General features: G+C 58.8%; 1 protein-coding gene. It reads right to left on the bottom strand.

Translation table 11 applies throughout. The features are described from left to right. Positions 1-209: 209 nt before the first annotated feature. Complete coding sequence (locus tag QY049_RS38920) at positions 210-1,235, bottom strand: IS110 family transposase (RefSeq protein ID WP_164934317.1); 1,026 nt, start codon at positions 1,233-1,235, stop codon at positions 210-212. Between the last annotated feature and the right edge of the window lie 24 nt (positions 1,236-1,259).

Below are 1,259 nucleotides of genomic sequence, written 5' to 3'. Positions count from 1 at the left end.
TTCTGTCAGGCCTTCCTTTACGGCATTTTCAGAAGCCGCTGGCCGGTATGGTGATCCGCGGACCAGGTCCAATTCTCATCTCCGAGCACGTCGGCTCTTTGGCTCTAGCTGGTTTCCTGATCCAGATCTGTTCGATCGTTGCGCCCATTCGGGTCGTCGCCTTCTCACACCCCCTTCGCCAACGTCAGGCTATTTCGTGCTGCATGCAGTCATGCCGTCACTGCCTGCGCTGGGTTCCGATAATCCTCCTTCCGGGTGAGCATGGCCCAAATCGTCCGAGCCATCTTGTTCGCCAAGGCGATCGCCACAAGCATGCGCGGCTTCCTCGCCAGCATCTGCGCCAGCCAGGATCCGCTAGGGATCGACTTGCGCCCGAGCCAGTTCAGCCGCGACATCGCCCCAACGATGAGCAACTGGCGAATGTCCGCCTGTCCTTCCTTCGAAACGCGTCCGAGCCTTTCCTTTCCCCCTGAGGAATGTTGCCGTGGGACCAAGCCGAGCCAAGCCGCGAAGTCTCGGCCACGTCGAAAGGCCGCCATGTCGGGCGCGAAAGCCTCGATCGCGAGTGCGGTCAGCGGGCCGACCCCCGGCATTGTCTGCAGCCGCTGCGCCGTGACCGTCCGCGTCGCCAACTTCTTGAGCTGCTCTGCCTTGGCATCGATCCGCTCCGTCTTGTAGGCGATCTGATCAATGAGACTCCGACATTCCTCGCGGACCAGTTCTGGTAGATCGCTGTTCGGATCTTCGAGGATTGCGTCAATGCGTTTAAGTTGTTCGATTCCTTGCGGGATGATATGGCCGAATTCGTAGAGAACAGAACGCAGCGCATTCACCAGATCGGTGCGCTGATGAACAAGGCGCTTCCGAGCCCGAAAGAGCACTGCCCTGGCCTGCTGTTCTTCCGATTTCGGCTCGACGAAGCGCATCTCGGGGCGCTGTGCCGCGATCACGATTGCTTCGGCATCAGCCGCGTCGTTCTTTTGGCGTTTCACAAAAGGCTTCACATATTGCGGAGCGATCAGTTTCACTTCATGGCCGAGCTTGACCATCTCCCGTGCCCAATAGTGGGCGCTGCCACAGGCTTCCATCACCACCACTGCCGATGGGTGGCCCGCCATGAACTTCCGAAACTGAAGCCGCGACAGTTTCTTTCGAAATTTCAAGTGTCCCGCCATTGACGCCCCGTGGAGCTGAAACACATTCTTGGCTAGATCCACTCCGATCACCGTATCCATCAATTTGCCGTCCTCTTCGCTTCG

Origin of the sequence: Bradyrhizobium sp. WYCCWR 13022 (assembly GCF_030435535.1) — a bacterium.
GTDB lineage: Bacteria > Pseudomonadota > Alphaproteobacteria > Rhizobiales > Xanthobacteraceae > Bradyrhizobium.
Note: the sequence above shows the minus strand (reverse complement) of the source record. Positions and strands in the feature narration are given on the sequence as shown.